General features: G+C 52.1%; 19 protein-coding genes and 1 riboswitch. Of the genes, 10 read left to right on the plus strand and 9 right to left on the minus strand.

Annotation, left to right across the window (positions count from 1 at the left end; all coding sequences use genetic code 11):
- The first annotated feature begins 391 nt into the window (after positions 1–391).
- Positions 392–3,118 carry an N-acetylmuramoyl-L-alanine amidase gene (locus RW023_RS06215; protein WP_315580379.1) on the plus strand — a complete coding sequence of 909 codons (2,727 nt, stop codon included), beginning with the start codon at positions 392–394 and terminating at the stop codon, positions 3,116–3,118.
- A gap of 283 nt (positions 3,119–3,401) precedes the next feature.
- Here RW023_RS06215 and der read toward each other — a convergent pair whose 3' ends face one another.
- Positions 3,402–4,883: a ribosome biogenesis GTPase Der gene (gene der, locus RW023_RS06220; protein WP_315580380.1), complete on the minus strand. Its 1,482-nt coding sequence runs from the start codon at positions 4,881–4,883 to the stop codon at positions 3,402–3,404.
- Between the two features lie 37 nt (positions 4,884–4,920).
- The gene (locus RW023_RS06225; protein ID WP_315580418.1) at positions 4,921–6,480 is read right to left on the minus strand and encodes a UDP-N-acetylmuramoyl-L-alanyl-D-glutamate--2,6-diaminopimelate ligase; all 1,560 of its coding nucleotides are present in this window, start codon (positions 6,478–6,480) and stop codon (positions 4,921–4,923) included.
- Positions 6,481–6,558: 78 nt separating this feature from the next.
- Between RW023_RS06225 and pepN the strand changes: the two genes are divergently transcribed.
- The 8 genes from pepN to RW023_RS06265 all read left to right on the plus strand — a co-directional run bounded on the left by pepN (position 6,559) and on the right by RW023_RS06265 (position 13,606).
- The gene (pepN, locus tag RW023_RS06230; RefSeq protein WP_315580381.1) at positions 6,559–9,138 is read left to right on the plus strand and encodes an aminopeptidase N; all 2,580 of its coding nucleotides are present in this window, start codon (positions 6,559–6,561) and stop codon (positions 9,136–9,138) included.
- Entirely contained in the window at positions 9,135–9,962 is an 828-nt protein-coding gene (locus tag RW023_RS06235; RefSeq protein WP_315580382.1) for a DUF881 domain-containing protein, read from the plus strand. Before pepN ends, RW023_RS06235 begins: the two co-directional genes overlap by 4 nt.
- 1 nt (position 9,963) lies before the next feature.
- Positions 9,964–10,296 carry a small basic family protein gene (locus RW023_RS06240; RefSeq protein WP_009409423.1) on the plus strand — a complete coding sequence of 111 codons (333 nt, stop codon included), beginning with the start codon at positions 9,964–9,966 and terminating at the stop codon, positions 10,294–10,296.
- 2 nt (positions 10,297–10,298) lie between these two features.
- The gene (locus RW023_RS06245; RefSeq protein WP_315580383.1) at positions 10,299–11,096 is read left to right on the plus strand and encodes a DUF881 domain-containing protein; all 798 of its coding nucleotides are present in this window, start codon (positions 10,299–10,301) and stop codon (positions 11,094–11,096) included.
- 67 nt (positions 11,097–11,163) lie between these two features.
- Positions 11,164–11,598: an FHA domain-containing protein gene (locus RW023_RS06250; protein WP_009409421.1), complete on the plus strand. Its 435-nt coding sequence runs from the start codon at positions 11,164–11,166 to the stop codon at positions 11,596–11,598.
- Positions 11,595–12,353, plus strand: coding sequence for a MerR family transcriptional regulator (locus RW023_RS06255; RefSeq protein ID WP_009409420.1), 759 nt, complete (start codon positions 11,595–11,597; stop codon positions 12,351–12,353). Before RW023_RS06250 ends, RW023_RS06255 begins: the two co-directional genes overlap by 4 nt.
- A gap of 128 nt (positions 12,354–12,481) precedes the next feature.
- Positions 12,482–13,018: a MerR family transcriptional regulator gene (locus tag RW023_RS06260; RefSeq protein WP_315580419.1), complete on the plus strand. Its 537-nt coding sequence runs from the start codon at positions 12,482–12,484 to the stop codon at positions 13,016–13,018.
- A gap of 222 nt (positions 13,019–13,240) precedes the next feature.
- On the plus strand, positions 13,241–13,606 hold the full coding sequence (locus RW023_RS06265) for an RNA polymerase-binding protein RbpA (protein ID WP_178706512.1): 366 nt from the start codon (positions 13,241–13,243) through the stop codon (positions 13,604–13,606).
- 71 nt (positions 13,607–13,677) lie between these two features.
- On the opposite strand, the gene RW023_RS06270 is transcribed toward RW023_RS06265, so the two are convergent.
- Genes RW023_RS06270 through RW023_RS06290 form a run of 5 tightly spaced genes read right to left on the minus strand, consistent with a single transcriptional unit; the run spans position 13,678 to position 20,623 of the window.
- On the minus strand, positions 13,678–14,436 hold the full coding sequence (locus RW023_RS06270) for a polyprenol monophosphomannose synthase (protein WP_315580384.1): 759 nt from the start codon (positions 14,434–14,436) through the stop codon (positions 13,678–13,680).
- Positions 14,436–15,950, minus strand: coding sequence for an apolipoprotein N-acyltransferase (lnt, locus tag RW023_RS06275; protein ID WP_315580385.1), 1,515 nt, complete (start codon positions 15,948–15,950; stop codon positions 14,436–14,438). Before lnt ends, RW023_RS06270 begins: the two co-directional genes overlap by 1 nt.
- 56 nt (positions 15,951–16,006) lie before the next feature.
- Positions 16,007–18,709 carry a DEAD/DEAH box helicase gene (locus tag RW023_RS06280; protein WP_399499451.1) on the minus strand — a complete coding sequence of 901 codons (2,703 nt, stop codon included), beginning with the start codon at positions 18,707–18,709 and terminating at the stop codon, positions 16,007–16,009.
- A 29-nt stretch (positions 18,710–18,738) separates the two neighbouring features.
- On the minus strand, positions 18,739–19,713 hold the full coding sequence (locus RW023_RS06285; protein WP_315580387.1) for a WYL domain-containing protein: 975 nt from the start codon (positions 19,711–19,713) through the stop codon (positions 18,739–18,741).
- On the minus strand, positions 19,706–20,623 hold the full coding sequence (locus RW023_RS06290) for a WYL domain-containing protein (RefSeq protein ID WP_315580388.1): 918 nt from the start codon (positions 20,621–20,623) through the stop codon (positions 19,706–19,708). The genes RW023_RS06285 and RW023_RS06290 overlap by 8 nt, the downstream gene beginning before the upstream one ends.
- Positions 20,624–20,726: 103 nt before the next feature.
- Here RW023_RS06290 and RW023_RS06295 point away from each other — a divergent pair, with 103 nt between their 5' ends.
- Positions 20,727–21,896 (plus strand): glycosyltransferase, encoded by a 1,170-nt coding sequence (locus RW023_RS06295; protein WP_315580389.1) that lies wholly within the window; start codon positions 20,727–20,729, stop codon positions 21,894–21,896.
- A gap of 59 nt (positions 21,897–21,955) precedes the next feature.
- Here RW023_RS06295 and RW023_RS06300 read toward each other — a convergent pair whose 3' ends face one another.
- Together RW023_RS06300 and RW023_RS06305 are read right to left on the minus strand one after the other, a co-directional pair.
- Positions 21,956–22,951, minus strand: a complete 996-nt coding sequence (locus RW023_RS06300; RefSeq protein WP_315580390.1) for an ABC transporter substrate-binding protein — start codon at positions 22,949–22,951, stop codon at positions 21,956–21,958.
- Between the two features lie 25 nt (positions 22,952–22,976).
- On the minus strand, positions 22,977–23,747 hold the full coding sequence (locus tag RW023_RS06305; protein ID WP_315580391.1) for an ABC transporter permease: 771 nt from the start codon (positions 23,745–23,747) through the stop codon (positions 22,977–22,979).
- 56 nt (positions 23,748–23,803) lie between these two features.
- A riboswitch (FMN riboswitch) is annotated at positions 23,804–23,928 on the minus strand.
- Positions 23,929–23,943: the final 15 nt, after the last annotated feature.

Raw genomic sequence — 23,943 nt, forward strand, 5'->3', positions numbered from 1 at the left:
TAGCGCACTTGACTGGGGGTCAAGGGGTCGTGGGTTCAAATCCCGCCAGCCCGACAGTTAATCAGGATCGGAAAATCGATCCTGATTTTTTCATCTCTAGGGACCTTTTCAGTGAAGTTTTGCGCCCAATTGACGGCTATAGCTATTACTCTCATCTAAAGTAAAACTGCTGCGCAATTCCTGCAAACTGTCAGGCTCTCGCTCAAATTCAATGAAAATGACTGAAGAAATCCTGTGAATGAGTGCACTTTATAGTGTTATGAAAGTGGCGAATGTGTATAGTGTTACGAAAGTGACTAACCATCATCACTGACGGAGTTTATCTATGCGAGTAGTTTCCCTGACAGCAAGTGCTGCATTCTTAAGCCTTGTGTTCCCACAAGGAACAGCCTTGGCGAATGCGCCTACTGGCGATCAGCAGATCGCCCTCGCAGGGACGACAACAAGTAGCGAAGAGCGCCCCGTACAAAAGATCACTCTCACGCGTTCGCAAGGTGAACCTACTCGTGTCGCTCAAGCAGGCCTCGAGAATGTCGGAATTGGAAACGGGCATTCTTTAAAACGCTTCTCGCGCGCCGCACTGCAGTCACAGGGCACATCTTCATTTGATCCTAGTGATAATGCGGCAATCTTGACCGAGCCCATCTCTGTCGATCCTTTCATGGTCACTGGTTTGTCCTGGAGTGGGCAATCCACGCTTTCTGCTAATACCCAGATGTTTATTCGGGTACGCGAGAATGGCCAGTGGAGCCAGTGGTACCTCACTGATAATGATGGGGGGGCGGGAAAAGATCACGCTGATGGTACACAAGCGCGCGGTGGTACTGATCCTTTCATTACCGCGGGAGCCGACGCGATCCAGATTCGCGTAACTGGAGACGAAAACGACCTTCCAGCTGATCTTGAAGTCGCAATGATTCCCGATAACCCGCAGGGTGAAACAACACTGGCAGAAGACGATGTTGTGACAACGGCTGCAGAAGGCACAGATATTAATCTAGAGTCCGTCCAGGCCGAAGAAAAACATTTCACTTCGCTTATTCAGCCCGAACAGAACGCTGAGGCTGACAGTAATAGCGCGGAGCCTGAAGCTGAATCACCATCCTCTACTTCTAGCGGTGACAGTTACGAGGAAACAACAGAGACTGGCTATCCAGGAGTCGGTAGTGGAAGCGCAATCGGTCGCAGCGGCGCACAGCTCAGTCGCGTTTTCCCCGCAACTGTTCAGCCCAACGGACTACCTGTTGCCGTAACCAGCAGGAGCGGTTGGGGAGCGGATGAATCCTACCTTGACTGGGATCCGGAGTACTTTGCAGCGAGCCATGTTGTTGTTCACCACACCGCGGGCACGAACAACTACACAATGGACCAATCAGCATCGATTGTTCGCGGAATCTATCACTATCATGCAGTCACCCTAGATTGGGGGGACATCGGGTATAACTTCCTCGTCGACAAGTGGGGACGTGCCTTTGAAGGCCGAAAAGGGACCCTTTCTTCACCGGCTGGCAAGATGGTTGCTGGCGCCCACGATCAAGGCTTTAACTCCGGCACGATGGGGATCTCGATGATGGGAACCTATCAATCCGAAGCGCCATCTCAGGCAACCCTTAATACTGTCGGTGCTCTTGCAGGATGGCAGTTAAGGCGTGCAGGAGTGTCGAATATGTCCGAGTCTGCAGGCTTTAGGCCCAAGGGATCAAACCCTAAGTATCAGGCAGGCACTTACATCAATCTTGCTCGTATTTCCGGTCACCGAGACACTTATCCGACGAGTTGCCCAGGAGATGCCGGATACTCGAAGCTTCCAACAATTCGTCAAATTGCGCAAAACGGAGCACAGGCTTCCCGTTCGGTTTCTGACTCAGCGAATGATCGATCAGCTTCCTACACAGTGAAAGGTGCGATCTGGGGGCTGTGGAATGACAATAAATCACTCATGGGCAATGCCAAGTCGAATGAAGAAGCAAGTGCTCCCGGGGTCTACCAGCTGTTTGACCGAGGGACCGCTTACTGGACCGAAAAGACTGGCGCCCATTTTGTATCCGGATCAATTTTCCGCGCATACGGTGACAACCGTTACGAACGCGGGTTCTTAGGATTTCCAACGAGTGATGAGTATGCTGCTGGTTCTGGACGCGCGCAAGAGTTCCAAGGTGGAACAATTACGTGGACTCAAAATGCCGGTAGTCATACGCTTCGCTATGGCACAGGTATTGCTAACGCTTTCAGTAAATTAGGTGGCGCGAAGGTTTTAGGTGCAGCTACATCGGATGAGACGCGTTCTGGTAACGGTGTTTTCCAAGTCTTCGAAAAGGGGACCGCTTACTGGACGGCAGCGGGTGGAACGCACTTCGTGCGAGGCCGTATCTTCGAGAAATTCGGTTCGGCTGGGTACGAACGTGGAAAGTTGGGGTACCCCACCAGCGACGAATACGCAGTTGCCTCGGGAAGCGTGCAAGAATTCGAAGGCGGAGTCATTACGACCTCGAATTCTGGAAAGTACATTCTGCGCTACGGCACCGGGATTGCAAACGCCTACCGAGAGCTCGGAGGTGCACAAGTCGTCGGCTTACCAACTAGCGCCGAAACGTCTTCCGGAAAGGGCGTTTTCCAAGTGTTCGAGTATGGAACTGCGTATTGGACCGCTGACGGAGGGGCGCACTTTGTGCGTAATGGAATCTTTGGTGCCTATGGCGCATCCGGATACGAGCGAGGATTCCTCGGCTACCCGCTGAGCGATGAATACTCCGCTGGATCTGGGCGTGCGCAGGAGTTTGAAGGTGGCGTCATCACATGGAGCGCGAGTGCGGGAACCTATGTCTTGCGCTACGGCACCGGTATTGCAAACGCATATCGAGATCTTGGCGGTGCACGCTTCTTAGGCGTTGCAACTACAGCTGAGACGCCTTCAGGTAAGGGAGTGTTCCAAGTTTTTGACAAGGGGACTGCCTACTGGAGTGCAACAAGCGGCTCACACTTTGTACGCGGACAGATCTTTACAACGTATGGCCGAGCTGGATACGAACGTGGCAGCTATGGGTATCCCACCAGTGATGAATTCTGGTCAGCAGGTACTCGAGTTCAGTACTTTGAAGGCGGTAGAATTGCCTCGTAACTGTGCCTTGGCAGCGTAGATGAGGCAATAACGGCGTACACGCAAGAAGACTCTCAGAAACAGATTTTCTCCATTTCTGACAAGCTGGACTAGATGACGCCGCTAACCAAAGCCGCGGCTTCTCTTGATCGGCGCACAGGGACGTATATCAGCACAATCTTCAGGCATAAAATCAAGCTTTCCAAAGAAACTGATGACTGAGCAATGACGGTTGAGTGCCGTTAATGGTAGTGGTGTGGCCTCCCCATCGGGGAGGCCACACCACTTACTCATCTCCGTCAGATTAACGGCGGCGACGCTCGCGTACACGTACCGAGATCTGAATCGGCGAACCTTCAAATCCAAAGTCTTCTCGTAGACGACGTTCGATGAATCGGCGATAACCGGGATCCAAGAAGCCGGTCGTGAAGATGACGAAACGTGGAGGCATGTTCGACACCTGAGTCGCGAAGAGGATTCGAGGTTGCTTCCCGCCACGAAGAGGGTGCGGATGCGCCGCAACCAGTTCACCCAAGAATGCATTCAAACGACCGGTCGGAATGCGTGTTTCCCAGCTATCCAGTGCAGTTTCCATCGCACGTGTCAGACGGTTAATATGCCAGGTGGTCTTCGCTGACACGTTAATTCGAGGTGCCCATGAGACTTGAACAAGTTCTCGTTCGAGCTCTGAACGAAGCTGTGCTTGGCGTTCTTCATCGACCAAGTCCCACTTGTTGTTGATAATGACGACCGCGCGGCCAGCATCAACTGCCTGCTGCACAACTCGAACATCTTGCTCTGTCAGCGGCTCTGAAGCGTCGAAAAGAATCAACGCAAGCTCTGCCTTCTCAAGGGCGGCTTGGGTTCGAATTGACGCATAGTAGTCAGCACCCGTTGTTCGGTGCATCTTGCGGCGAATGCCTGCGGTATCGACGAACCACCACTGCTGCCCGTCAAGCTCAATCAGCTCATCAACTGGATCACGAGTCGTACCAGCAAGTTCGTTAACGACAACACGTTCAGAACCCGCCAGAGCGTTGAGCAGCGACGATTTACCAACGTTTGGACGTCCGATCAGAGCAACTCGACGGGGACCACCCGAAGGCAGCACCGTAGCCACTGAAGATACTTCAGGAAGCACTGCCATCACTGCATCGAGTAGGTCACCGGTGCCACGGCCGTGAAGTGCAGAAATGGCGTAGGGTTCACCCATTCCGAGTGACCACAGGTAGGCCGCTTCAGCTTCTTGCATCGCAGAATCAACCTTGTTCGCCGCTAGAACGACGGGCTTACCGCTCTTGCGAAGCATAGAGACGATGCGTTCATCCGTATCTGTCATGCCAACGGTGGCGTCGACAACGAACAGAACGGCATCTGCCAGATCAACCGCGATTTCTGCCTGTTCTGCGACCGATCGATCAATTCCCTTGACATCAATTTCCCAGCCGCCGGTGTCAACAAGAGTAAAGTGACGACCTGCCCAGTCGGCAGGATAAGATACGCGGTCTCGCGTAACACCTGGGGTGTCTTGAACAACCGCTTCACGCCTGCCGATAATGCGGTTCACCAATGTTGACTTGCCGACATTGGGTCGCCCGATCACTGCCAGAACAGGAAGACCGAATTCGCTCTCCTGAGAATCAGAATTCTCGAAATCTCCGTTGAGCAGGGCAAGATCTTCGTCATCAAGCTCAAACTGATCAAGGGAGTCACGCATGGCGCGTGCACGAAGCTCTGCTTGAGCTTCGTCGAAGGGTTCTGTGTTCTCGAGGTATTCTTCAGTCACGTCCTTATCCTATCGGTAGTCAGTGATGACAAGCGCGTTACAGGCGCGCGCGAATATCTTGTTCCAATACTTCACGAGCGACGGGAACATCGTTATAGACGTGCTTGATTCCCTGGATATCTTGATACCATTCGGCGCCCTTTCCGGAAATGACGACGATGTCTCCCTCATCTGCCGCGAGAATTGCCTGACGGACTGCGTCGCGGCGGCATGTGGTAACTTCAGTCACGTCATGGAAATCAGGACGAACACGCTGAATTCCGTTGAGAAGCTGCTGGCGAATAGATGAGGCGTTTTCAGTACGCGGATTCTCATCAGTCACCCATAAAACGTCAGCAAGTTGAGCAGCGATTTCCGCTAGTGGCTCACGTTTCGTCGCGTCGCGATCGCCATCGGTTCCAAACACTAAAACGAGCTTGCCACGAGTTAACTCACGGACCGATTTGAGGGTCCATTCGAGTCCCTCTGGGGTATGTGCAAAGTCCACAATGACAAGTGGTTGTGCTCCTGGATTGGGATTGACGGAGGTCATACGACCGGGAATCTGTTCCGCACCTTCGAGAGCCGAAACTGCAGCTTCGAACTCACATCCCAACTGCAGTGCTGCAACCAGTGCAACGACGGCGTTTTGGACATTAACTTCACCGAGCATCGGCATCCGAATGAGGCGTTCATCGCCCTGAGGGGTCACCAGATCAAAGGTGACAGCGGGGATTGCGCGATCGAAGTTGATGCGCCGAACAGTCCAATCGGCCTCGCGATGGGAAAAAACCGAAACTGTAGTAACGGGCACTTCGCTTTCTTGAGCCAAACGAAGGCCCCACTCATCATCAATACAGACGACACCGCAACGCGAGTGGGCCGGAGTGAACAAACTCTTCTTCGCCCCGAAGTAATGCTCCATGTCGCCGTAGTAATCCAGGTGATCATGTTGAAGATTCGTGAACGCAGCGACATCAAAAATAATGTCATCAACACGGTTCAAACTCAGCGCATGCGCTGACACCTCAACGATCGCCGCGCCGCAATCTTTTTCGCGAGCAAGTGCAAGAATTCGCTCAACTTCAGGGGCCTCGGAAGTGGTTTTCTCCGAATTGATAACGAGGTCGCCAACGCGAATCTCAACAGTCCCGCACAGTGCAGGATCCTTAAAGGTACTGCGCAGAATGGAACGAAGAAGATAGGTTGTTGTGGTCTTCCCATTTGTCCCCGTTACGGCAGCAGTTTTGAGTGCCGAGGCCGGATGTCGATAGATATTTGCCGCGATAGTTGCACTCGCACGACGCGGATCCGCTACGGCAACAATCGGAATATCTGGGTTCATTTCGCGAGCGCGTTCGGATCCTTCGCGATCTGTAACAACTGCTGAGGCACCTGCTTCAACGGCTGCGTGGAGGAAGCGAATACCATGCTGGACCAGTCCAGGAATCGCAACAAAAACCCAATGATCTTCAATATCAATCGACGAAACGCTCACACCAGAAACGGGGAGGTCGGTATCGCGGCACAGTGACCAATCAACCTCCTCAACTCCCTCGAGTGCCGCAGAGAGCGGAATTGGTGACGTTATCGGGCGGATGTCGTTGGCATGTGTCATGACTTTTAGGTTATCCGCTTGCTTCACGAAAAGCTTCTTCATCGACACGTCAACACAAAATTTCTCTAAAATGAGGGCATGTATGTCCTGACTCGTGAAGATGCACGTCACCGTTCAACCGTTGTTACAGTCCGCCACATTGATGTCACACTTCACCTCGAAGAAGCGGCAAGTGAGAAAAGTTCGTACCGCGTTCTCTCGCGCATGACCCTTGTCTCTCAGGAACCAGTGCTCTTTGTCGATGTCGCTGGCGAAGTCCAGGCAGTTTCAATTGACGATGTTCCGTTAGCATCCGATCAATTCACCTACGACGGTGAACGCCTCGACATCAGCGCAGTTCCGACCAACCGTGAGGTGACGATTAGCGTTGAAGCTAATTGTCGTTTTTCGACAACAGGGGAGGGGCTGCATCGCTATCGCGATCCCGAGGATGGACGCTACTACCTTTACACGCAATTTGAACCTCAAGATGCCCACCGCGCCTGGCCCTGCTTTGATCAACCTGATATGAAGCCCACGTGGACTTTCCACGTCTATGCGCCTCGTGAGTGGGTTGTCACTTCCAACGGGATTGGCAGCGCTAAGGATTGCGGCAACGGCATCACGCTGTGGGACTTCACCACCACCCCGCCTTTGTCGAGCTACATCACAGCGGTTGTAGCTGGCCAATGGGCGCTCGTTGAGGGTGGGAGCTGGGAAGGAAGCGCAGGCGATGGCAACACTGCAACATTGCAACTTCGTTTGCTCTGCCGCCAGGCATTAGCGAGTTCAATGGATAGCGATGACATCCTAGCTGTCACGCGTGCCGGTTTAGATCACTACCACGAGCATTATGGTTACACCTTCCCATGGGGAAGCTACGACCAGATTTTTGTTCCCGAATACAATCTGGGGGCAATGGAGAATCCTGGATGTATCACCTTCAATGAGAACTACCTAAGCCGTGATACACCGTCGTTTGCACTGCGGCAAAAACGTGCGAACACAATCCTTCACGAGATGTGCCACATGTGGTTCGGTGATTTGGTTACTCCGGCATGGTGGGAAAATCTTTGGCTCAAAGAGTCCTTTGCGGAAAACCAAGGAACCACAACTGCCGCTGAGGCGACAATTTACACGGGGGAGTGGGCCTCATTTGCTATTGGCCGTAAAGCCTGGGCATTGGCCCAGGACCAGTACCCGACAACGCACCCCATCGTTGCAGATATCCCTGATATTCCTGCTGCGAAAAACAACTTTGACGGTATTACGTACGCAAAGGGCGCAGCAGTCCTCAAACAGCTTGTTGCATGGGTTGGTGAAGAGACCTTCTACGAGGGTGTACGACTGTATTTCCAGCGATTTGCTAACTCTTCAACCGGCCTAGAGGATCTCTTGGGAGCATTGGAAGAGGCTAGCGGTGAAGATCTTGAGAAGTGGAAGGACGCGTGGCTCCTCACGACTGGCCCCTCCACTCTTGCGCTCAGTTGGACAAGCGATGATGCAGGCCGTCTGACAGACCTCCGTGTACATCAGGAAGGGCTCGCTCGTCCCCACAGCCTTGAAGTCTCATTCTGGACAGCAAATAACGGTATTTTGAGAGAAAAGTGCCATTTGCGCGTCCGCGTAGAAGAAGCCGATTCGACCGTTGACGTTCCTTTGGAACTTACTGAAACTGGTAGTGCTCAAGACATTGATTTGGTGGTCGTCAATGACCTTGATTTGACCTATGCGATTTCTCGCTTTGATGAGCATTCGATGCGAACTGCGCTCGCATACGTGTCGACCATTGAACGTCCTATTACTCGCGCTGTCATTTGGTCCAATCTCTTTAGTGCGCTTCGCTGCGGTGAATTGGATCCGCGCGACTACATTCACTCAGCTCTTGCCCATATGGCCAAGGAAAGCGAAGATGCCATTTTTGAGCGTCTGCTAGCGACAATCCGCGTCGCCCGCTCATTCCTTCCTCACAGTTCACGAGATAGTTGCGATCGCGAGATCCTGAACACGCTTGCAGAATTCATGCGTCATGCTTCCCGTGACCGAGGCCGCGCCGCCCTTCGCCTTTTTGTTGACGTCTGGATTGCATGTGGAGATGAGACCTATACCGAGGCCGTGCTTGACCTCGCACACGGTCGACACACCAATCGACTTCCCGTCATCGAGGGTGAGGAAAGCGCGTGGGATCTTCGCAGAGGTTGCGCGGCTCGAGGCCTCGTGACCGAGAAAGAACTGGAATCCTGGCTCGAAGCCTCGCCGACAGGGGAGAACCGCACCCGCTGGATACGCTCGCGTGCGGCGCTTCCGGATGCCGATATTCGTTCGCAGGTTTGGAACGAAATTTGTCACGGATCGACGATGTCGAACCTTGACTTAAGTGCTTCATTGCGAGGTCTGAACGACTCAACGTGGAGTAACCCCGGCTACGTGACGCAGTATTTCTCTCAACTGCTCCCATTCTGGAAGAAATCGTCAATGGGTCTCGGGCTTCGTTTTGTTGAGGACGGTTTCCCAATGTCTGTTGATATTGAGCGTCAGAGCTCGGATGAGAATCCAATTGAGGCTGCGAAGATTTGGCTTGATGAGCACTCGGATGCTGCACCTGCACTCACTCGCCTAGTCGTTGAGAAACTCGATGACCTTGAACGGGCTTATTCTCGTCAGAAGCAGTGGCAATGAGTAGTCAGCACACCTCTTCGTCGTCAGGTAATGATCCTGCTGCATCAATGTCCCTCTTGAAGGCAATCCTTGACAACCCTTTGGATGCTGGATACGGGACCTATCACGCGAAAGCCAGTTACGGCGCTACCTCGGTTTTCCATCGGACAGTCACGATTCTCATCGCGATCGCATTGGGCATTGGTGCGGGCTTTGCAATCAGCGGTTTACGCGCTCAAGCTCGAGGAGATGTGCACTCATCTCTTTTGAGTCATGCTCAGACTCAAACGCAGCAAATCACTCAAATGGAAGACGAAGTCGCGCAGCTTCGCACGCATGTGAAAGAACTATCAGCTGAACAGGGGCAAAGCACTATTCACGAAAATGCCGCAACAGCGCTGGCAAATGCTGATACTCAAGTCAGTGGAGCGGGACTGAGAGTAACGCTTACTGATGCAGCAAATGCAGTGTCTTCACGCCAGAGCACTCAAGGACAGGTACGTGACCAAGATATTCGAATGGTTGTAAATGCTCTATGGGGTGCTGGTGCTGAAGCAATCAGTGTCAACGGCCAAAGGATTGGTCCCGGCTCCTTCATCCGAACGGCAGGTTCAGCGATCTTGGTTGACGTAACACCGGTTTCTTCACCGTATACGATCGAGGCAATTGGTGATGCAAATACCTTGTCATTGTCGTTGGTTCGCGGCTCAACGGGGGATTACTTGTCCAGTGCAGAATCCCTCACAGGAATTAAACTAAGTGCGCAGTCTGTTAAAGAAATGACGCTCAGCGCACGCGATAACCGGTCAACTCGTTGGAGTGAGACCATCGAAGAGGGGCACTAAGGTGTTAGCAGTTCTTGGTCTGATATTTGGAATTGTCGTTGGCGTTCTCATCGACCCAACTGTCCCCACGTGGCTTCAGCCATTTTTGCCGGTGGCTGTTGTCGCTGGCCTCGATGCTCTTCTCGGTGCGGGCAGAGCTTGGCTTGAAGGAACATTTCAAGACCGTGTGTTCGTGATGTCATTTTTCTGGAATGTCGTGGTCGCTTGCCTATTGGTGTTCTTGGGGACGCAGTTGGGCGTGGGCTCGGCTATGACAACTGCAGTCGTTGTGGTTCTTGGAATTCGTATTTTCTCGAACACTGCCTCGATCCGTCGATTGATTTTTAAGGCCTAAGAATGGGACAGCACGCGAAGAAGAGCCAAGCGACTGGCCAGGATGAGATGAGTGAAACAGGGGAGAAGGCACTCAACGACTCCTCATCAAAACCCATGGGGACACGCCTCAAAGCAGCGATATTGGCAATGCCTCGGGGAACGCATCTTTTACTTTTTGTTATCTGCTTAATTCTTGGGATTGCCTTGGTCACTCAAGTTCGAGCACAGCGAACAGACCCGCTCACCTCGCTCAGTCAGGAAGAACTGGTCGAACTCCTCGACAATCTTTCTGTCCAGGAACAAAACCTTCGTGTTGAACGAGGGAAGCTCGAATCCCAAGTCAGCCAACTTGAGGACGAGTCTCAAAAAGAAGAGGCCGCAGCGAATGCTGCGAAGAAAGCTGAGGAGCAGGCGAAAATTAATTCCGGGCAGGTCGCCGTCCATGGTCCTGGAATTGAGATGGTGATCAACGATCCCGCACATTCTCTGAGTGCAACTCATTTTGTGATGGCGCTGGGTGAACTGAGAAATGCTGGTTCCGAAGCCATAGAAATTAACGGCCATCGCGTCACGGTGTCGTCAAGTTTCACCAGTGACGGGGGAGTCATCAGCGTAGACGGACAGGCCCTAACGAGCCCATACGTATGGAAAGTTATCGGTGATTCACAGACCATTTCTACGGCACTAGAGATTCAAGCAGGTAGCGCTGCTCAGATGCGCGCAAAAGGTGCCTCAGTAACAATCACGCAGATGAAAGACCTGAAGATCACCTCGATTTCGACGCCGAAGTCACCGGAATTTGCAAAGCAAATCGGTTAAAAGCCATCGCGAACACTAGGCCGCCACACTATACTGTTGCTATTGTCCCTCAGAACTGGAGCGAGTAATGGAAAACCAGAGCCAAGAGTTTGACCCGACTGCAACTTCAGTCTTCAGCCTGAATACTGTTGAGGAAGTCGCTGACGCGCCGATGCCTTTGTCCGCGCGCGATCAGGACGCAGTCAATGCTCTTCCTGCGGGCTCTGCACTTCTCATTGTTCAACGCGGGCCTAATTCGGGTGCACGATTCCTCTTGGATGCGGAAGTGACAAACGCAGGTCGTTCGCCCCGTGCAGATATCTTCTTGGACGACGTCACTGTCTCACGTAAGCACTGCCAGTTCCTGTCTCGAGATGGCGGACATACCGTCCGTGATTCCGGCTCGCTCAATGGTACCTATGTCAATCGCGAACGTGTTGAGCAGGTTGAGCTCCACGCTGGAGACGAGGTCCAGATTGGCAAGTACCGCCTGACCTACCAGCCCTCACCTAACGCACAATGAGTGCGCGCGCTCAGCGCAAGGCCTCGGAAGAAATTGTTGAACCCTGGCCGCGCGGAATTAGTCGTGAGCCAGAGCTTTCGATCGGTCAGCTGGTTGAACGCCTCAAGGCTGAATTTCCTGCCATCACGCAGTCAAAAGTGCGCTTCCTTGAAGATAAAGGGCTTGTCGTCCCTGCACGTACTTCTGCTGGGTATCGTAAGTATTCGCAAGCCGACCTTGAACGTCTCCGTTACGTTTTGGCTTCTCAGCGCGATTCCTATTCACCTCTTGATGTCATTCGTGATCAACTTCGAGCGCTTGATGCTGGGCATGAAGTCTCCCGTCGACGTGCAGCCCAGGTCGTTGCTTCAGAAGGAAAAGTCGTGTCTCTGGGGAATCGTCGCTCGATTCCCGCTGCAGACCTTGCGGATCTGACGGGATGTGAGCTTGCAGCGATCGAACGCTATGTGTCTCTTGGTCTGGTCACTCCCGATATTGCTGGGTATTTTCCCTCGCGAAGTGTCCAGGTGATTTTGCAGATTCGTGAGCTCGAGGCCCTAGGAGTTGACGCTCGCACCTTGCGTTCGGTGCGTCACGGCGCCGAGCGAAGCGCTGATCTTATCGATCAGACAGTCTTATCCCAGACTCCTCGTGATCGTGCTATTGATCGCGAACGGCAGAATAGCCGACGTCTCGAGCTAGGGGAGCGGTTTGCGCAGCTTCATCACGAGATGTTGCGAGTAGCTTTGTCGCAATTGACCGACGGAGGGGTGTAACCTTCAACTTTAACTTGAAGGCTCGCCGTGTCGTTGATTGACCGGCACGCTTCAACTTCGTAATCTAATTTCAGTTCGGTCATTCCATAAACCAAGGAGCATTCGTGAGCGCAGAACCGCTGGGTAGCATGCAGGGGCGTCAGCCTATGCTCTTTGGTGACCCTTTGGAGGGGCGCGACGGTGACGATGTTGGTTACCGAGGCCCTGTTGCCTGTGCGGCAGTTGGAATTACCTACCGTCAGCTCGATTACTGGGCACGCACCGGCTTGCTTCAGCCTTCAGTCCGTGCAGCTAAAGGATCGGGATCTCAGCGTCTGTATTCGTTCAAGGACATTCTTGTCCTCAAGATTGTCAAGAAGCTGCTTGACGCAGGGGTATCTCTTCAGCAGGTTCGCACTGCAGTCACTCAACTTCACCGTCGCGGCGTTGATGACCTTGCCTCCATTACCTTGATGAGTGATGGAGCATCGGTCTACGAGTGCACGTCGACGGATGAAGTCATTGACCTTCTTCAGGGCGGTCAAGGCGTGTTTGGAATCGCTGTTGGTCGCGTTTGGCGTGAGCTCGAAGGTTCTCTGGCTGAGCTTCCGAGCGAGCGAGCTGAAGAAAATGTTCTTTTTGATGAACTTGCAGCTCGTCGCGCAATGAAGCGTTCAGTTTCTTAATCACTTCGCCCCGGCTTGCTCAACCACCGACGCCTCATGCGCATATACATGGGAGAGTGGCTTCACCATCTACGAATTGTGGACATTCATCTCAATTCCCACTACTTGACATAATGTACATTATCGGATCGGGACTAATGTGCTGAGAGCATAGTCAGAACGCTGCTGATCCCTTTATCAGCTAAACTTCTACTATTCGATTATTACTGCGGGAGGATCAAGGTGGCAGATCGCGCGTTACGCGGAATGCAAATCGGTGCTAAGTCGATGGAATCTGAAGATGGCGTCGTCTTCGCTGATCGATTCACAGCAAAGTACTTGTGCACAAACGGACACCAATTTGAAGTTCCCTTCGCAAGCGAAGCAACTCCGCCCGCAACATGGGAATGCAAATGCGGACAAATGGCTGAGCTTATTGGCGAAGCAATGGAAGACGAAGAGCAAAAGCCTGCTAAGCCCGCTCGTACTCACTGGGACATGCTTCTTGAGCGTCGTTCCATTGAAGAACTTAACGAGGTTCTTCAGGAACAGCTCACTCTTCTACGCGAAGGCAAGTTGCGCCTAGAGGGCCACTACCGCAAGGGTTGATCGACAGCTTCACAACTTGACATAATGTGTCCCCGCCTGCTTGGCGGGGACACATTATTTTTCTGCATTTTTCAGCGACGAGAAGAGAATTTGCGCTTAATACCGTTCTTCGTCACCATGACCAACTCTTCTACAAAGATCGCACCAGACAGCTTTGATTCCCCGAGTTCTCGTTCATCGAAAGTAATAGGAACTTCGACGATCGTGGCCTCCATAGACTCAGCGAGAGTCGTCATTTCGACTTGGAACCCAAAACCAACCGTTGAAACCTGCTCGAGAATGCCAGTCTCACGTAGCCATGAGGCTCGATGAACTCGCAGGCCTGCTGTCGCATCTTTAATTCGAGTTCCCAACCAGAAATTAATATACGCATTGCCTGCACGCGACAGCGCAACCCTCCAGGGGGCCCAGCCATTTGTTTTTCCACCCGGAACCCACCGTGAACCGATGACCATATCAGGTCGATCAGGTCCTGCCATTCGTACAAGTAGTTTGGGTAGATCTTCTGGACGATGCGATGCATCTGCATCCATTTGGATGAGGAAGTCAAAATCCATTTCAAGGGCGCGTCCGAGTCCCTCGACGTATGCAGTTGCGAGACCGGACTTTGCAGGCCGTGTGTACAGATGAAGGCGCGAATCAGTTTTCATGCGCTCTTGAACCCATTCTCCCGTTCCATCAGGAGAAGAGTCATCAACGATTAGAATGTTGAGTTCAGGGAGCACCTGCTGAATGCGCGTGAGAAGGCCGGGCAGAGACTCAACCTCGCAATAGGTGGGAATAACCGCCACCACTCCCCTGCCGGTTTCATACATCATCGAGTCGGTCATCAGCGGCGCTTTCTATGTGAACGAGAAATGGTCTGACATGCGAGTGCAACCAGAAGAATTCCAGTGAGCACCCAGCTAATTTTAGCGGAATACGGCGCGAAATGTGCCGCCCATGTCAACGAGCTTCGAAGAGGCAGGTCGCCAGTAAGAGTTGCTGATTGCATCCGTCCGCTTTGAGAAAGAAGGCTTCCATTTGGTCGCACAAGGACGGAGTTTCCAGTCGTTGATGCTTGTACAGTCGAACGAGCAAATTCGATCGCTCGAAATTGTGCGATCTGCGCCTGTTGTGCGCCCTGCGCACTGGTCCCAAAGTGATAGTTGTTGGAGGGGATCACGATAATTTGACCACCAGAGTTGACGCCTTCAGCAAGGAGATCTTCATAAGCCACTTCGAAGCAGATCCCAAGCGCAAGAGGGACAGTGCGACCGTCCTCTAACTGAACATCAAAACGCGATGAATTATCCACCGCTTCAAGGTCAATTCCTACCTGGGCTGCCTCGGTCGCAAGCCTCGAAACAAGTGATCGTGCCGGAATGTATTCCCCAAAAGGTACCGGAATCTGTTTCCCATAATAAGATTCGCTCAGTCCAGAATCGGGGTACCAGACTCCCATGTAGTTGTATCGGCGATCCTGTTCTACGCGTGTAATCCCTACAAGGATCGGCGCATTAATATCCTTTGCCGAGGAAGATATAAGGTCTGCTATCAGCCGGTTATATTTGGGGTCACGGTCAGTTGAAGACTCGCCCCACACGACTAGATCGATCTTCTCCCCCGTTTGAGCAAGCTCACTGGTCAAACGCGCATGATTGCCGGTCACCTTCCCGATCTGAGCGTATGTCTCTAGGGCAGGAAGCTCAATATTTCCCTGGATTGCAGCAACTTTGATTGATCCTTCTTCTTGAGAAGCATGCAGAGGAAGTGCCATGGGAATAACGACTATCGCGCACGCCGACGCGAAGCACAAAGGTCGCGAATACCAATGTTGATCCTCGCGTGAAAAATCAAAACTTCGTCGTAGGAGCACAGCACAGACGACAACTACAGCACTCACAAGCACTTCCCCACCCCAAGGAGCAAGACGCCCCAGAGGTGTCGCGACCTGCGGGTACGCCAAATTCCCCCATGGGAAGCCCGACCACGGAAAATGAGAACGAAGTTGTTCTATACCAACCCAAGAAACTGCAGTCACAAACGCCTGCCCTGCAGCGGAGTTCGCCCACGAAAGTCGCATAAGCCCACTCTCAAGTGACGCCCACACAGCGAAGAAAAACGCTTCCACAAAGCTCAAAGCAATCCATGGCAGCTTGCTACCACCTGTCGCCTGAATAGTCCACGGAATGAGCAATAGCCAGAAAGCCATCCCGCAAACCAGCATATAAACGAAAGCTCGCCATGCGCCGACCCGATCAACACGAGAAAGAACCAAAGCAAATGACGGGATTATCAAAAGAGGAAGTGAAATATCGGGAAAGGCTGCCCACAGACCAATGCCGGCAATACAGCACAGCATAAGGTCAACAGCGGTGCCTTTGAGCCCTCGTTTTAACCTTTTCTGAGGACCCGTGTTTACTCTCCTTCCCAAGAGACAACTCCTCTCAGAATCAGTCGACGTGCCTGACGAGCGACCGCTGAAGTTTCTGCAGAGGCAACATGGGCAATCTGATCGAGGAGATCTACCACCTGCCGAATCCAACGAACAAAATCGCCCGCGAGAAGGGATGTCTCCCAGATGGCCGTCGTCAAAGTTGATCCATTCGCCCATGCCATCACAGCCTGCGCAAGCCCTGGATCGAGCTCTGGAGATTGAGGAACCCCCACGCTTTTCTCCTTTGACATCACCGCCTGTGACAACGCAAGGGTTTCTTCCCACGCATGCGCCAACTCGTTTGGTGCAGCAGTCCAAGGCTCAACAGCAGCTGATTCTTCACCTCGAGATTGGTAAACACAAGTCGAAACAATTGCAGCGAGTTCGGGGGCCGAAAGACGATCCCACAGACCACGTCTAAGAGCTTCGACAACGATCAGATTACGATCGCCAAAAATACGACGCAGCAGTTGTCCGGAATCTGTCACAAGATCGTTATTCAGGAACCCCATTCGATCAAGAACTTCGCATACTCGATCAAATTGTTGTGCAACCGAGTTCGTGCGTCCATCGATTCGTTTAAGGAGCTTTTCGTACTCAGCATTCTTTCGCGCCCAGGTGTGACCGGCACGTGTATGTTCCTCGCGATGCGGACACGAGTGTACGGGATGCGACTTAATCGCCATGCGAAGTTGAGAAATCTCCGCATCGATCGGCAGGGAATCAAGAGCTTTCCTGCCCCCCTTGCGCTCAGATCGAAGGGTCCGGATCCGCTGTGCCCATTCCTCACGTCCACGGTGACGTCGTAAGGCCTCGGAAGGAGGAACGCGAAGGCGCGCAACGAGCTCAAGTGGACCTGAAAAGTCATCTACGCTCAGAGTATGCAACCTAGCATCGGCGCCCAGAGTGCGAAGCAACGGTCGAAGGCCAGCGGAGCGCTGATGCTCCAAGAGCAGATATCGATGCGCTTTCCGCTGAGTACCGATGTCGAAGACCTGCCCGGGTTTCAGTGAAGCGAAAGCTTCCTGATCCTGTTCCTTTCGCTGGAGGCTACGCTCTCGTGAGGCTTCTTTTTCCATTCGTGCGAGCCGATCACGCATGGAGAAATACTCTTGAGCGTTCCCGCGTGAACAATCGACTCCCTCTCCAAGGGAATCCAATTCACGTTCTAAAGCGCGTGCGCTTTGGGCGAGATGGACGACCGAAGAATCGGCTTGGAATTGCGCAAAAGAGGATTCTAAAACCTTGCGCGTCTCCTTACGTGTCGAATGCGCAAGAAGATTAACAACCATGTTGTAGGTCGGATGGAAAGCGCTCACCAGTGGGTATGTTCGTTTCGAGGCCAAAGCGGCGACTTCCTCGGGGGCGATATCCCTACGTCCGCTGACAACCACGTGCCCTTCAATATCAATACCGCGTCGACCCGCACGGCCAGATAACTGTGTAAACTCACCGGCAGATAGGCGTACGTGTTCGAAACCGTTCCATTTCTGGAGCGACTCAATGACCACCGAACGCGCAGGCATATTGATTCCCAGCGCAAGTGTTTCTGTCGCATAGACAAGACGAATGAGCCCCATTGAAAACAGCTTTTCAACTGTTTCTTTCATCAGGGGTAGCAAACCCGCATGGTGAGCCGCAATGCCCCGTTCCAGAGCTTTAATCCACAAGTCAATACCTAAAACTGCATAATCTTCGGGAGGAATCATCGCAGTAGCTTCCTCTGCGATACGCCGAATCTTCTCTGCCTGAGATCGGTTTGTCAAAGTAACACCCGAGGCGATCACTTCACGAACAGCATCTTCACACCCAGCCCGCGAAAAAATAAAAACAATTGCGGGAAGCAAGTTGGCACGATCGAGAGTAATAACAGTCGCTGGACGCGAACGGAAACGCCGTTGATGAGCGCGTCGACCTTGCGGAGAGCAGGCATACAGCAGTTCTGGGTTCAAACGCTGAGATTGTCCAGGACCTCGCCGTGACGGCGCGTAGACATCGTAGAGCTCTCCATCGACAAGCATGTGTTGGAATAGTGGGACCGGTCGGGTCTCGGAAATAATGACATCGCAAGAACCTCGAACTTGTCCAATCCATTCTCCGAATTCTTCAGCGTTCGACACTGTCGCTGAAAGAGCAATCACCTTTGTATGGTGCGGAAGATGGATCAGCACCTCTTCCCAGACAGGTCCACGAAAACGGTCGGCTAGATAATGAACTTCATCCAGCACAACGTGACTCAAGTTGCTCAGGTCTGCCCCCATATAAATCATGTTGCGCAGGACCTCAGTAGTCATGACGATAATGGGAGCATCAGGGTTAATCGAGGTGTCCCCAGTCAATAGACCAACGCGTGCTTCGCCGTAGCGCTTCTGAAAATCAGTAAACTTCTGATTCGATAACGCCTTAATTGGCGTTGTGTAGAAGGCACGTGAACCCGTCGAAAGCGAGAGCGCGACGGCAAATTCGCCTACAACTGTCTTTCCCGCACCCGTAGGTGCTGCTACTAGCACACTGTGGCCAGCTTCCAAAGCATCCATTGCTTGGATTTGGAAGTGATCAGGAGTGAAGCTTAATCCTTCGACGTAGCGGCTTCGGAAAGATCGGTCAATCTTTTGCTGCTGTCGAAACTGTGCCATTCCCTCTGCTGGTGCCCAGGATGATTCTTGTGGCTCGGCGGCCTCCATACTTGCGCGGCGTCTCTTTCGCTTTGGACTCACGCCTCGCTCCTGATCATCTTGGCCTCTTCCCAAATTTCCATCGCGCTTTGAGCATAATCACTGACGCGCTGCATCCACTCCGATGGACATTCAATAATATCGGCCGAAATGTCACACAGCAGCGCAAGGATCCACTTCTCGTTCCAAATAGGCAAGGAACAGGTAATCTTCTCTGCATTTTCAGAAATCAAAGTACATTCGAAGTCCTCGCAGATCCATCGTGCATGAGAAGAGATAGTCAGCGTCAACGTTGAGGGAGCGGGCTCAGAAGGAATTGATACCCTCGAATGCTTCTCGCCGATAACAAGATTATTCATCCGATCTACGCGATAGCTCCTGTGAGTTTCCCGAATCGGATCCCATGCATCAAGAATCCAACCGGTACTTAAGTGTTTGAGTCCACGCGGATAGACGCAACGAGCATAAGAGCCGTCAATACCGAGGTACTCAAAAGACACCTCGCGCTTGTCATCGATTGCGTACCGCAGACTAATAATGTGTTGAGCGATTATCTCTTGCTGTAGCTCAGAAGAGTTCGAGCTTTCCTGCTCAAGGTGAATGACCTCTCGGCCGCCTCGTATCTCTGCCCCCTCGTTGCTTGCACGAGAGGAAAGTTTTGCGGCAGCACTTAGCAAAACCTCATCCTCAGATTCACTGAGGTAAGGCGCAAGAGCGCGTAGCGCAACTAGGAGAGACGCGGCCTCGGCAGGGGTGAGCTTGGGAAGAGAGGGTGTCTGACTTCCACGAAGAACGACCACTCCCTCTGTCTCATACAGATCCCAATCCAGCCCGTAGGAGCGATCAATCATCGAGTCGCCGATTTGCCCCATGTACTCTAAATCGCGGCGAACTTGGCGTGAACTTCTGCCGAAATGCTGAGCGATCTGACGTACATTCTGTCCAGGATTATCCATAATCCACGAGGCCATGGCGAGTATCCGTGTGACCTGAACTGGAGCTTCTTCAGGCATTTTGGCCCCCGTTCAGAAACAGCGCACTCTGGAGTTTTTTCTGTAAATCCGAAGCAAATTCATTCGGCTCGATCGGGACGATATCGTGAGCATGAGACAAAATGAAATGAGTCCAGAAACTATAAGAAGCAACGTGTCCACGGAAGCGTTGCCATTGCTCCGTCCCTGCCCCCGTAGCTCTATCATCGCGCAGTGCACTCTTCCACGCCTCACTTCCTACTCTGGCAAAGAAGCTCGGCTCAAGTGGACGTGAAATACCGATCGTCGGACGGTCAGAAGGGCGGGGATAAGCATCGCCGGGCTCCCCAAGCACCTCAATCGGAGGCAGAATACGCGAAAGTCTGAAACTGCGTTCATCACCTCGGTCAAGGTCATAGCCCTGAAGATAAATTGCTGAACCAGAAATAAGGAGATTCCATGGCTCTACAGCGCGATTATCGGTTTCCCTCGGGCTTCTATATGCAAAGGAAACAACACTTGCCGAGGTGATCGCTTGGAATAATGGAAGGACATGCTCAGCGCCTGAAAGATGAAAATCAATCGAAGACTTGCGATTTGCTACGGAATTTGCGCGTAACTTAGTAGAGGCAAGCTCGGTTGTTGATGGATCATTCCATGCTGTCGAGGCGAGGTCGAGCAGCGAAACTTCTTCGGGTGAAAGCTTAAGCAGCTCGGAATCTGACCGGCGTAAGCGGTAAATGAGCTCATCTCCACGCGGTTCAACCTCTATGTCAACACCGATTTTTTTAAGAGTCTCTTTATCGCGAGTGAAAGCTGAATCAAACGCAGTGTCGCTGAGTTTTCGGTAATGCGTCAGTCTACGAATCTGGGAACGCGAACGTCCGCGTTCCGCATAAGTCAGTTCAAAGAGCAGGTCAAGGATACGCACGCTGGTATCGTTGCTCTCCACAATGCCCCCTCCTTGTGACAAAATTGATGCACGATTTAGCCTAGTGCGCGAAAGACCTTGCAGCTACTAAACACACTGTTCACCAATACACGCGGAGAGCACGATGCGAATTCTTGTATCGGCAAGCGATATTACGAATGCCACTAACGGGCTGGCTCGTTCAGCCCGCGACTTTTGCGCTGGTCTTCGCGCTCGCGGACACGAGGTACGTGTCATTTCTTATGGGGATTCTTCACATGTTGACTACCCACTAGAGCGCCTCAGCATTCCTTTCCTTGACAGGTATATCAGTGCCGAGGACTTCAGTATCGCTCGTCCCGACCGCTCGTTTTTTGAAGCCGCTGTGAGATGGGCACAGATCCTCTACGTTGAAGATCCCCTTCCTGCAAATGCTCAACTTGTTCGTGTAGCACGGCGTTTCTCAGTGCCAATCGTCGGGAGTTTTCATGTCTATCCAGAAAACTTCCTCGCTCCATTTCCTGCTCTCGATACACCTATAGTCAACCGAATTCTGTATTTCCTATTCGATTACTCGGTGTACTCGTACTGCGATGCGATTCACGCACCAACAGAAGCTGTAAAGGAACGCTTAGAAGCCGTCGGATATCAAACTCCTATTTCAGCTTTTTCCAATGGCCTTCCATCGACCTCGATTCGTTCTGAAGAATCGATAGCTCGTCAGCTTTTGAATGTCGCTGATAGCAGATCGCGAAATACCAGCGACGCAAACAATCGTTTTACTTTGGTATCGACTGGGCGTTTGGTTTCGGAAAAGAATCATCAGGTACTTCTTCAAGCTTTGGCCTATTCACGTAACTCTCGCAACATTGATCTTTATCTTGCCGGTAGTGGACCGCTGGAGCACGATCTACAGAAACTGGCCACTCCCCTTGCAGCTCAAATTCATATTGGTTTTATCCCCCATAACGAGCTGATCGCCTTGTTGGATTGCGCTGATATCTACGTTCATTGTGCGCTGGTCGAAATTGAAGGCTTGGCCGCGCTTGAAGCGATGGCTCGGGGTTGTATGCCCATTATTGCTCGCTCTGCACAGTCATCGACATGGCGTTATTCCTTAGATTCACGCAACGTATTTGATGCCCGTAATCCCAGAAGATTGGCTGCTCTCATCGATTATTGGCTTGAACATCCCCTTCAGAGATCTCAACTTTCCAGTAGATACAACTTACTTGCACACAGTTTGGATATAACGCACAGCATTGATGCGATTGAGGGCCTTCTTCTGCAAACTCTTACGAAATATCGAAAATAGTGATTCCCTCAGCCCGAATATCAGCAAGGCGAGGGAATCACTATCTTGGAGGCGCAAAACTATGAGTGCGGGATGTAATCGTTTGTCATCACTTGATCAAGAGTGACTTCGTGCTCAAGAAGCCCCGAATTTGATGACATGAAGTTGAGCATCTCTTGCCAACGGTTTTGATCTTGTTCCAATGAAACCTTCGAATTCGCTCCCAAAATCAATAGATTCGTCGCGTTAAGGATCTGGGTGGCTGTAGAGCGCGTCTTATCATCAGTCAGGGTAGTATCACGCTTCTCGGTGGCAGCAAATGCTTGATCTGGATGCTCAACCGCAGCGGTCATCCCCTGTTGTGTTGCATGAAGAATTTTCTTCAGCTTTTCAGGATTTTGCTTCGCCCATGCCGATGTCGTAACCAGCGAAGCCGAAACCAAAGGAATGGTGCAATCACAGTCAACAACACGAGTGTCGACGCCAGCGGCTGAAAGCTGAACAGCATCGTTGTTTGCAAAGCCGACAACTGCATCAACGTCTTTATTGTTCAATGCAGAAACTTGGGTATAGCCAATGGATACGACACTGATATCAGATGTCGTCATATGAGCGCTAGCTAAGTACGCTTGAAGGGCAAGCCACGAAGATCCGTATTCCCCAGGAATTCCTACTTTCTTCCCTTTTAAGTCACTGACGCTATTGATTCCGGTATCGGCCCGCGTCAAGATCACATTGGGCTGCTCGCGGTAGTATTGGCCCACCGAAATGACATCCATACCTTGTGATCTGGCCTGGACTACCTCGTCACCCGTCGCGAGGACAAGTTGTTCTTGTCCGCTAACAAGAGCTGTGAATACTCCTTCATCATTCCCGTGATGACGAATATCGACCTTTACTCCTTCCGTGGAGTAATAGCCATTATCCTCAGCAAGGTAAACACCGGAGAATTGAACATTTGGCACATAGGTCAAACCAATAACGGTCGTGTCAGATGATGACGAGGTGCTGGAGCAACCGCTCATCACAAATACTGCCGTAAGTAGACCGGCAATTCCACGAACAATAGGACGCATAATGCTCTCCAATAGTATGTCGCACCTAGTCGGTTTCAACCATCACGCGTGCGCGCTTTTCCCATACGGACATAAGTGAGTAGATGACAACTGCCTGTATACACAGGAAGAGAATCACAACAAACATTCCTGCCGTATCGACATTCGTGCGCATCTGGGAAAGGAGCATTCCCAGGCCCTTTCCTCCCATCACCATTTCCCCGACAACAGCACCGGTAATGGACAAAGTAAAGCCATTGCGAATGCCGGCAAGAATCGCTGGTGATGCAAGTGGAATCTCGATCTTGACTGCCATCGTGATCCCTGCTGCCCCGTCAAGCTGTGCGGCCTCGCATACTTGGCGATCCAAGGAGCGTAAGCCAACCAGGGAGGAGATAAGAATTGGGAAGAAAGCAATCAATGCACAGAGCATCGAAATTGGAACCAATCCGTAGCCGAACCAGAGAACCAAAAATGGTGCCAAGGCAACCGCGGGTAAAGCCTGCGAGGCACCTAGAAGGGGCTCAATAGCCTCGGCGATGGTACGGAAACGGAAAATAAGGTAGCTCAATGGAAGTGCAACGCACACACCAATGAATCCACCAACTAGGGCCTCGACTCCGGTTCGCGCGAAAGCGAGCCAAAGCGAAGACTGTTGAACAAGGGAGTATCCTCGGGCGAGGACGGCGTACGGCGAAGGAAGACGCCACGCTTGAATCCCACTGAATGCGGCGATCGCCCACCACAAGAAGACCAAGCAGACGATGACAACAAACGGGGCGATAACAGTGAAGCGGCGAGGTGCCCGACGGCTCACGGTAATCCTTCCCGCACTTCGAGCTATGCAGCCGCTCAGCAGACACTAGGCCCACTCAACTACTTCTCCCATCCAGGCTTTAACTGTCGGTACTGGAATTACACCAGTTCAACCGCATCGAATGATGCGGGTCGCGGACTTTCACCGCCGGCTCGGACTTACACCGACCCCGAAGTACATAGTTATTCTGGCACGC

This window comes from uncultured Actinomyces sp. (assembly GCF_963542285.1).
In the GTDB taxonomy this organism is placed as follows: Bacteria; Actinomycetota; Actinomycetes; order Actinomycetales; family Actinomycetaceae; genus Pauljensenia.